The sequence below is a fragment of the Streptomyces sp. XH2 genome, assembly GCF_049725035.1.
Classification (GTDB): Bacteria; Actinomycetota; Actinomycetes; order Streptomycetales; family Streptomycetaceae; genus Streptomyces; species Streptomyces roseoverticillatus.
The window spans coordinates 251,654-260,548 of record NZ_JBMMMZ010000017.1 but is presented as its reverse complement, the minus strand read 5'-3'; the positions used below and the strand labels follow the sequence as shown (position 1 = coordinate 260,548).

Annotated in this window: 6 protein-coding genes; 3 read left to right on the top strand and 3 right to left on the bottom strand. The window is 72.6% G+C overall.

The window, feature by feature from the left end:
* Positions 1-591: 591 nt before the first annotated feature.
* Both ACOTKD_RS32625 and ptsP read left to right on the top strand, forming a co-directional pair.
* Positions 592-1,041, top strand: coding sequence for a PTS sugar transporter subunit IIA (locus ACOTKD_RS32625; RefSeq protein ID WP_235482154.1), 450 nt, complete (start codon positions 592-594; stop codon positions 1,039-1,041).
* Between the two features lie 87 nt (positions 1,042-1,128).
* A complete protein-coding gene (ptsP, locus tag ACOTKD_RS32620) occupies positions 1,129-2,799 on the top strand; it encodes a phosphoenolpyruvate--protein phosphotransferase (RefSeq protein WP_359101092.1) in 1,671 nt (556 codons plus the stop codon).
* Positions 2,800-2,883: 84 nt separating this feature from the next.
* On the opposite strand, the gene ACOTKD_RS32615 is transcribed toward ptsP, so the two are convergent.
* A complete protein-coding gene (locus ACOTKD_RS32615; protein WP_424892597.1) occupies positions 2,884-3,738 on the bottom strand; it encodes a hypothetical protein in 855 nt (284 codons plus the stop codon).
* 159 nt (positions 3,739-3,897) lie between these two features.
* Positions 3,898-5,166: an MFS transporter gene (locus ACOTKD_RS32610; RefSeq protein ID WP_424892596.1), complete on the bottom strand. Its 1,269-nt coding sequence runs from the start codon at positions 5,164-5,166 to the stop codon at positions 3,898-3,900.
* 49 nt (positions 5,167-5,215) lie between these two features.
* Here ACOTKD_RS32610 and ACOTKD_RS32605 point away from each other — a divergent pair, with 49 nt between their 5' ends.
* Positions 5,216-6,538 carry an aminotransferase class I/II-fold pyridoxal phosphate-dependent enzyme gene (locus ACOTKD_RS32605; RefSeq protein WP_424892595.1) on the top strand — a complete coding sequence of 441 codons (1,323 nt, stop codon included), beginning with the start codon at positions 5,216-5,218 and terminating at the stop codon, positions 6,536-6,538.
* A gap of 81 nt (positions 6,539-6,619) precedes the next feature.
* Here ACOTKD_RS32605 and ACOTKD_RS32600 read toward each other — a convergent pair whose 3' ends face one another.
* The gene (locus tag ACOTKD_RS32600; protein WP_424892594.1) at positions 6,620-8,647 is read right to left on the bottom strand and encodes an acetoacetate--CoA ligase; all 2,028 of its coding nucleotides are present in this window, start codon (positions 8,645-8,647) and stop codon (positions 6,620-6,622) included.
* Positions 8,648-8,895: the final 248 nt, after the last annotated feature.

Sequence of the window (8,895 nt, the reverse complement as noted above, 5' to 3'; positions counted from 1 at the left end):
CCGGTGTGACACTCGCGTTGAGCGGAACAACCAGGAGGAATAGTCCCGGTCGTTCACAGCGTCCTCGCTGTGTTGCCTGTCAGCCCCGAAGGACCGGCAGGACTTTCAAAGGAACCGCGTCCCGATCCATACAGACCGAAGACGGGGTATTTTATAGTCTGGCGTTGACTTTTGGCACGCTGTTGAGTTCTCAAGGAACGGACGCTTCCTTTGTACTCACCCTCTCGGGCTTTCCTCCGGGCGCTTCCCTTCGTTGTTTCACACTCTATCAGGAGTCTTTCCGCTCTCTCACCGCCCTGTTTTCCGTAAACACAAAGGCATACGGACACACAGCAGCAGAACCGAGAAAGGATCACTTCTGATGGGTGCTGCCCCCACCTTGCCGGCAGTTGTCTGCGGGCCTCGGTCGTGGGCAGGGATCTGACAGTACATGCCCTCCCCACCCGAGGCAAATCGATTACGCACCGCACACGCCAGGGCCCTCTTCACTCGTGCGGAATCCTCAGTTCCTATGACTTAGGCTTCCGATCAGTGCGCCGTCCAGGACAGGTAGTGACGGCGCGTGACGAATCTCCACCTGGGAGGCTTCCCATGACCACCGTGTCGTCCCCGATCGCCGGACGCGCCATCGGACTCGCGGCAGTGCCCGATCCGGTCTTCTCCGGCGCGATGGTGGGACCCGGTACCGCCGTCGACCCCGTCCGTGAGCCGCACGCCGCGGTCTCCCCCGTCGACGGTGTCATCGTCTCGCTGCACCCGCACGCGTTCGTCGTCGTCGACGCCGAGGGCCACGGTGTGCTGACGCACCTCGGCATCGACACCGTCCAGCTCAACGGCGAGGGCTTCGAGCTGCTCGTGAACAAGGGTGACACCGTGACCCGCGGCCAGGAGGTCGTGCGCTGGAACCCGGTCGCCGTCGAGGCCGCCGGCAAGTCGCCGATCTGCCCGATCGTCGCGCTCGAGGCGACCGCCGACTCGCTCGGCGACGTCCGCGAGGACGGCGACGTCAAGGCCGGCGACCAGCTCTTCAGCTGGCAGTAGCCGATACCGCTCCCCCACAAGGGGCGCGGCACGTACGACATCCAACCGCGGCGGCGCGGGCCGCCGCATCAACCGGAGACGGGTGAAATGGAGACAACGCTGCGAGGCGTCGGCGTGAGCCACGGTGTGGCCATCGGCGAGGTCCGGCACATGGGCACGGCGGTGCTGGAGCCGCCGGCCAAGCAGATTCCGACGGAGGAGGCGCCGCGCGAGCAGGGCCGCGCCCGCCAGGCCGTGGAAGCTGTGGCCGCCGACCTCATCGCGCGCGGCAACCTGGCCGGTGGCGAGGCCCAGCACGTGCTGGAGGCCCAGGCCATGATGGCCCAGGACCCCGAGCTGATGGCCGACGTCGAACGGCGCATCACCGTCGGCAGCACCGCGGAGCGCGCGGTGTACGACGCCTTCGCCGCCTACCGCGCGCTGCTCGCCAACGCGGGCGAGTACCTGGCCGGCCGGGTGGCCGACCTGGACGACGTGCGGAACCGTATCGTCGCGCGCCTGCTGGGCGTGCCGATGCCGGGCGTGCCGGACAGTGACGAGCCCTATGTGCTGATCGCGCGGGACCTGGCTCCCGCCGACACGGCGCTGCTGGACCCGACGCTGGTGCTGGGCTTCGTGACCGAGGAGGGCGGGCCGACCAGCCACAGCGCCATCCTGGCGCGGGCGCTCGGGGTGCCGGCCGTGGTGGCGCTGCCGGGTGCGGGTGAGCTTGCCGAGGGCACGGTGGTGGCCGTGGACGGCAGCACGGGCGACATCTTCGTCGACCCGAGCCCGGAGAAGCGCGCCGAGCTGATCAGGACGGCCGAGGAGCGCAAGGCGGCGCTGTCGGCGTCGTCCGGCCCGGGTGCGACGTCGGACGGTCACAAGGTGCCGCTGCTGGCGAACATCGGTGGCCCGGCGGACGTGGCGGCCGCGGTCGAGGCGGGTGCGGAGGGCGTGGGCCTGTTCCGTACCGAGTTCCTGTTCCTGGACGACAGCGCGAAGGCGCCGTCCGAGGCCAAGCAGGTCGAGGCGTACCGCAAGGTGCTGGAGGCGTTCCCCGAGGGCCGTGTGGTCGTGCGGGTGCTGGACGCGGGCGCGGACAAGCCGCTGGACTTCCTGACGCCGGCCGACGAGCCGAACCCGGCGCTGGGCGTGCGGGGTCTGCGGACGCTGCTCGACCACCCGGAGGTGCTGCGCACGCAGCTCACCGCGCTGGCGAAGGCCGCCGAGGGGCTGCCGGTCTACCTCGAGGTCATGGCCCCGATGGTGGCGGACCGCACGGACGCGAAGGCGTTCGCGGACGCGTGCCGCGAGGCCGGGCTGCAGGCGAAGTTCGGTGCGATGGTGGAGATCCCCTCCGCCGCGCTGCGGGCGCGTTCGATCCTGCAGGAGGTCGAGTTCCTGTCGCTGGGCACCAACGACCTGGCGCAGTACACGTTCGCGGCCGACCGTCAGGTCGGTGCGGTCTCGCGGCTGCAGGACCCGTGGCAGCCGGCGCTGCTCGACCTCGTCGCCGCGTCCGCCGAGGCGGCCAAGGCCGAGGGCAAGAGCTGCGGCGTGTGCGGTGAGGCCGCGTCCGACCCGCTGCTGGCGTGTGTGCTGACCGGTCTGGGCGTGACGAGCCTGTCCATGGGTGCGGCGTCGATTCCGTATGTCCGCGCGACGCTGGCCAAGCACACGCTGGCCCAGTGTGAGCGTGCCGCTGCCGCGGCCCGTGCGACGGACTCCGCGGAGGAGGCCCGGCTGGCCGCGCAGGCGGTGCTGTCCGGCGAGTGAGCCGGCCGTCGCCGTAGCGGTGATGTGAGGTGAAGGGTGTCCCGCCGGTGGCGGGGCACCCTTCCTTCGTTTCCCGGCTGTCCCTCAGTCGTCCAGGGGCAGCCCCGCGCGGTAGTCGACGCCGGGCTCCGGTGGTACGGGCTCGCCGGTGCGGGTGTCGGTGCAGTAGGCGGAGAAGACTTCCGCTTCGGTCAGCGGGTGGAGCCTGCCGCCGTCTTTGAGCTTCCAGCCGCGGACGGTGTCGCGCCGGCCGGGCAGCGTGCTGCGCAGGACGACTCCTCCGGGCCGGTCCGTGGCGATGCCTGCCGCGAGGACCGTGCAGAAGAGGAGTGCGGCCGCCTCGCCGAGGTGCAGCAGTCCGTCGTCGTGGCTCTCCGTGTGGAGGACGGCGACGAGCGGGGCCGGTCCTTCGGCCGGGATGCTGCAGACGAGGTGGTGGGTGCCGGGGCCGGCCGCTTCGATGATCCGGCGCAGGAGTGCGGTGGCACGGGCGAAGCCGGCGCGGCCGATGTCCTCGCCGCAGGAGTCGCAGTCGCCGCGGGTGAGCAGGGCGGAGGCGTGCTCCCAGGTGGCCTGTTGTTCCGCTTCGGCGACGAGGCGGGGCAGCAGGCGGGCGAGGGGCTGGCCCTCGTAGGTGACCTTGGTGCCGGCGGCGGCGACCTCCGCGGTGTAGCGCGTGCGGCTGGCCGGGGTGTCGGGGTCGAGGCGGGACTCGGTGCAGAACTCCTCGTAGCCGACGGGGTCGAAGAGGGCGACGCTCGTGTGCGTGCCCCGGGCGGCGAACTCGCGCAGCAGGCCCTCCATCTGCCGCATGTACGTGGCGTGGTCGTCGAAGGCGAAGCTTGCGTAGCCCTGCATGGCCGCGAAGTCCTCCGCGCCGGCCAGGACGGCCACGGTGCTGGGGACTTCGCTGCGCAGCCGGCGGCGGGCGCTGACCATGCGCCGTTCGGTGAGTGGTCTCTTCCTGCCGTCCCGCTGCTTGGTGTGCGGCCGTTTCCCGGCCGGGATGCGCTTCCCGCCCCCGGTGCGGCCCCCGCTTGCCGGCCTTCCTCGGCCGTCGCTCGTGTGCGCCATGTGTCTCCCCCTCAGCGCGTGTGATCAATGCTCACTCACCGTAATGCGAGGCACTGACATTGCTGTCTTGTCATCGTCGTGGGTGAGCCTGCGCTGGGCGAGGCACATGACGGCGAGACCTGTGCCGAGGCCGAGCCAGCCGAGGGGTCCGACCGCGATGGCGCCGGTCACGACCAGGGGTCCGGCGCTGCGCTGAGCGGCTTGTGCGAGGCCGTGGACGCCGAGGTAGGCGCCCTGGGCCGTGGGCGGTGCGAGGGCGACGGAGAGTTCCCAGGACACGGTGGCGTGGAGCATCTCGGCGACGGTGAAGGCGACGGCGGCCAGGGTCAGTGCCGTTGCGGCGAGCCAGGGGGTGCTGGTGGCGGAGGCGGCGAGGGCCGCTCCTCCCGCGAGGAAGGCGGCGGCCAGGGGGAAGAGCGTGCCGCGTGCTTTCGCCGGGGTGCTGCCGAAGCGGGCGAAGGGGACCTGGAAGCAGACGACGAGGACGTTGTTGAGGACGAGGAGGAGGGGAACGGCCTCGTGGGGGAGGGTCGTTGCCGTGACGGCCCACAGGGCGAGGCCGACGTTGAAGACGGAGTCGTCGAGGAAGAGGACGGCTTCGGTGGCGGTGTAGGCGAGGTAGCGGCGGTCGCGCCAGGGGCTGGGTCCGGGGGCGGGGGTCTTCTCCCCCGCTGCCGGGGTGCCGGCCTTCGCTCCGGTGCCGCCGGTGGCGACGACGCGCGACGGCGACGGCGGTTCGCCGCAGCGCAGGGTGAGGAGGGCGATGGTGGCGAAGGAGAGCGCGTCGCCGGTCAGCAGCCAGCGGTAGACGGCGGTCGTTCCGGTGCTGAGGGCCGCGGCGGCGACGAGTCCGCCGACGGCCCAGCCCAGGTTGGAGACGGTGCGGTTGAGGGCTTGGTAGCGGCTGCGGTCGGGGCCCGCGATGCGTGTCGCGTAGAGCTTGGTGAGGACGGAGGACGCGCGGTCGCCGAGGCTGCCGGCGGCGGTGACGGCGAGCAGGAGCCGGAGGTCCGTGGTGGTGAGGAGGGCGAGGGAGGCGACGGCGCGGAGGGCCTGGACGGCGGCGAGCAGCGGCCGGAGGGGGACGCGGTCGGCGAGGAGGCCCGCGAGGGGCGGGCCGGCGATGCCGACGGCGCCGGCGACGCCGAGCAGCAGGCCGATCTCGGTCGTGCGGAGGCCGGCGACGTAGGTGAAGTACAGGGCTGCGGTGGCGGCCCAGAGGCCGGAGCCGGCCTTGTCGACGAAGGTGACGGCCAGCATGCGGCGGCCGTCGCGTCCCCCCGGTATCTGCATGTGCTGATCCCCCTTGACCCGGATATTGTATTGATACATACTCAGATCTGTGGCAACACAATACGAGTTCACGGGGATGAACGCCAAGGGAATCGCCGCGTCCATCGAGCGCGGTGTCGCCGACGGCGCCCTGGCCCCGGGGAGCCCGCTCCCTCCGGTGCGCGCGCTGGCCGAGCGGCTCGGGGTGAGCCCGGGAACGGTCGCCACCACGTACAAGGAGCTGCGCCGCCGGGGCATCGTCGTCACGCGCGGGCGCGGCGGCACGGTGGTGGCCGAGGCCCCCGCGGTCGCCTCCCGGCGCCCGCCGAAGGTGCCGGAAGGGCTGCGCGACCTGGCGGGCGGCCATCCCGACCCGGCCTTCCTGCCCGCGCTCGTGCCGCCCGGGCAGCCGGCTCACGGGGCGCGCTCGCACCGCTCCGCGCCGCGGCTGCCGCGGCTGGAGGAGATCACCCGCGCCTGGTACGAGCGCGACGGCGTCCCGTCCGCGCACGTGACGTTCGCGCACAGTGCGCTCGACTGCGTGGCCCGGCTGCTCTCCACCGAGCTCCGCCCCGGTGACGCGGTGGCGATGGAGGACCCCGGCTACCACCACATGCTCGACCTCGTGCCCGCGCTCGGCCTGCGGGTCGTGCCGGTCGCGGTGGACGACGAGGGGATGCGGCCGGAGGAGCTGCGGGCCGCGGTGCGCGGCGGAGTGCGGGCCGTCATCTGCTGCCCCCGGTCGCAGAATCCGTACGGGGGCGGCTTCACCGCCGGGCGCCGGGACGCCCTGGCCGCGGTGCTCGCGGAGGCGCCGGAGGTCCTGGTGATCGAGAACGACTACGCCGCGGAGGTCTGCGGTGCCCCGCTGCACAGCCTGACCGCCGGGGGCGGTCCGCCGCGCTGGGCCCAGGTCCGTACGGTCACCAAGCACTTGGGGCCCGACCTGCGCTGGGCGGCGGTGGCCTGCGACGCGACCACGCTGGCACGGCACGACGGGCGGCTGCTGCTGACGTCCGGCTGGGTCAGCCACCTGCTGCAGGAGACGGTGGCCGGGCTGCTGACCGATCCGTCGGCCCTGGCCCTCGTGGAGGAGGCACGCGCCGCCTACGCCGCGCGGCGCGAGGCGCTGATCGGGGAGCTGGCCCGGCGCGGGATCCCCGCGTACGGGCGCGGCGGGCTGAACGTGTGGGTGCCCGTGCGGGACGAGGCGGCCGTGGTCAACGGGCTGCGGTCGTCGGGGTGGTGGGTGGCCGCGGGGGCGCGGTTCCGGATCGGGACCGCGCCCGGGGTGCGGATCACTGTGACGGATCTGCGGCCCGACGAGGCGGTTCGGCTTGCCGCCGATTTTTCTTCGGTACTGGGTGAGGCGCAGGCGACGTACGGGGGGTAGGGCGGGCGGTTCCTTGCCCTGCCCGCCCCCTCCCGTGACCGGGCTCCGCCGGGCCCCGTATCGCGCTGAACGCGCTCGTCCTCAATCGCCGGACGGGCTGGATTTGCCGAGCTCCTCGTAGAACTTCAGCAGTTCCGCGTTGTCCACCGAGCCCGGGTTGACCGCCTTCTCCATCGGCGTGCCCTGGAGGAGGCGCTTGACCGGGACCTCGATCCGCTTGCCGGTGAGGGTGTGCGGGATCGCCGGGACCTCGATGACCTCGTCGGGGACGTGGCGCGGCGAGAGGTTCTCGCGGATGGTGCGCTTGATGCGGTCCAGCAGCGCGTCGTCCAGCCGGGCGCCCGGCGTGAGGTGGACGAAGAGCGGCATCCAGTAGCCGCCGTCCGGCTGTTCGGCGCCGATGACGAGGGACTCGCGGATCTCGGGGAGCCGTTCGACGACCTCGTAGATGTCGGCGGAGCCCATGCGGACGCCCTGCCGGTTGAGGGTGGAGTCCGAGCGTCCGTGGATGACGACGCTGCCGCGCGACGTGAGGGTGATCCAGTCGCCGTGCCGCCAGACGCCGGGGAACATCTCGAAGTAGCTCTCGCGGTAGCGGGTGCCGTCGGGGTCGTTCCAGAAGCGGACGGGCATCGACGGCATGGGCTTGGTGACGACCAGCTCGCCGACCTCGTCGACGAGGGGCTTGCCGTGCGGGTCCCAGGCCTGCAGGTCGGTGCCGAGGCAGGGGGCCTGGAGCTCGCCGATGTGGACGGGGAGGGTGGGGACGGCGCCCGCGAAGCAGCTGCAGACGTCCGTGCCGCCGCTGACCGAGGCGATCCACATGTCCTCCCTCCCCTCTTCATGGAATTCCTCGTGGATCCAGCGGAACCCGTCCGGCGGCAGCGGCGAGCCCGTCGTGGCCACGCACTTGACGCGCGAGAGGTCGAAGTCCCGGCCGGGGTGGACCTCCGCCTTGCGGCAGGCCATGACGTACGCGGCCGAGGTGCCGTAGAGGGTCGCGCCGGTGCGCTCGGCGACGCGCCACTGGGCGCCGGTGTCGGGGTGGCCGGGGCTGCCGTCGTAGAGGACGACGGTTGCGCCCACGAGGAGGCCGGAGACGAGGAAGTTCCACATCATCCAGCCGGTGGAGGTGTACCAGAAGAAGCGGTCGCCGGGGCCGAGGTCGCAGTGGAGGGAGAGCTGCTTGAGGTGCTCGACGAGGATGCCGCCCTGGGACTGGACGATGGCCTTGGGCAGGCCGGTGGTGCCGGAGGAGTACAGCACCCACAGCGGGTGGTCGAAGGGGACCTGCTCGAAGACGGCCTCGGTGTCCGCCGCCACCAGGGCGTCCCACTCCAGGGCGCCCTCGGGGGCCGGGGTGCCCAGCAGCGGGATGTGGACGACGGCGCGCAGCGTGGGCAGGCCGGCGCGCAGCTCGGTGACGGTGCCGGCGCGGTCGTGCTCCTTGCCGCCGTAGCGGTAGCCGTCGACGGTGAACAGGACGACCGGCTCGACCTGCTGGAAGCGGTCGAGGACGCTGCGGGCGCCGAAGTCGGGCGCGCAGGAGGTCCACACGCCGCCGACGGCCGCGGTGGCGAGGAAGGCGACGACGGCCTGCGGGACGTTGGGCAGGTAGCCGCTGACGCGGTCGCCGGGGCGCACGCCGAGGCGGCGCAGCTCGGCGGCGAGCGAGCCGACCTGACGGCGCAGCCCGGCCCAGGTGACGGGGCGGGGCTCGTGGGTCTCGTCGACGGCGAGGAGGGCCGGTTCGTCCGCCCGCGCGGGGTCCTCGGCGGCGCGCAGGGCGTGCTCGGCGTAGTTGAGGGCGGCGCCGGGGAACCAGCGCGCGCCGGGCATGGAGCGGTCGGCGAGGACGCGCTCGCCGGGCTGGGAGAAGCGGACGCCGGACCATTCGGTGAAGGCCTGCCAGAACGTCTCCAGCTCCTCGACGGACCAGCGGTGGAGTGCGGCGTAGCTCGCGGCGGGGTCGCCGGGGACGGCGGCCGGGGCGCCGTGCCGCTGGGCGGCCCACTCCTGGAAGCGGGTGACCTGTGCGCGGGCGATGCGTTCCGGGCCGGGGCTCCAGAGGGGCTCCGGGCGGCCGGCGTGCTGCGGTGCGGTGGTCATGACTGCTCCCGGGCTCCTGCGCGTCGTGGGCGGTGCCGCGCAGGGGCCGGGTGAGCGCACGGCGCGGCTGAGCAAGGACGATGCCACGTGATCGACTCCTGCACCAGAGCCGGTGGCGTACATCTCCCTCACTCCTCACCGTGCCTCTCCCTCACTCCTCACCGTGCGTCTCCTTCACTCCTCACCGTGCGTCTCCTTCACTCCTCACCGTGCGTCTCCTTCACTCTGCTCCCTGCGTGCGCGGGCGC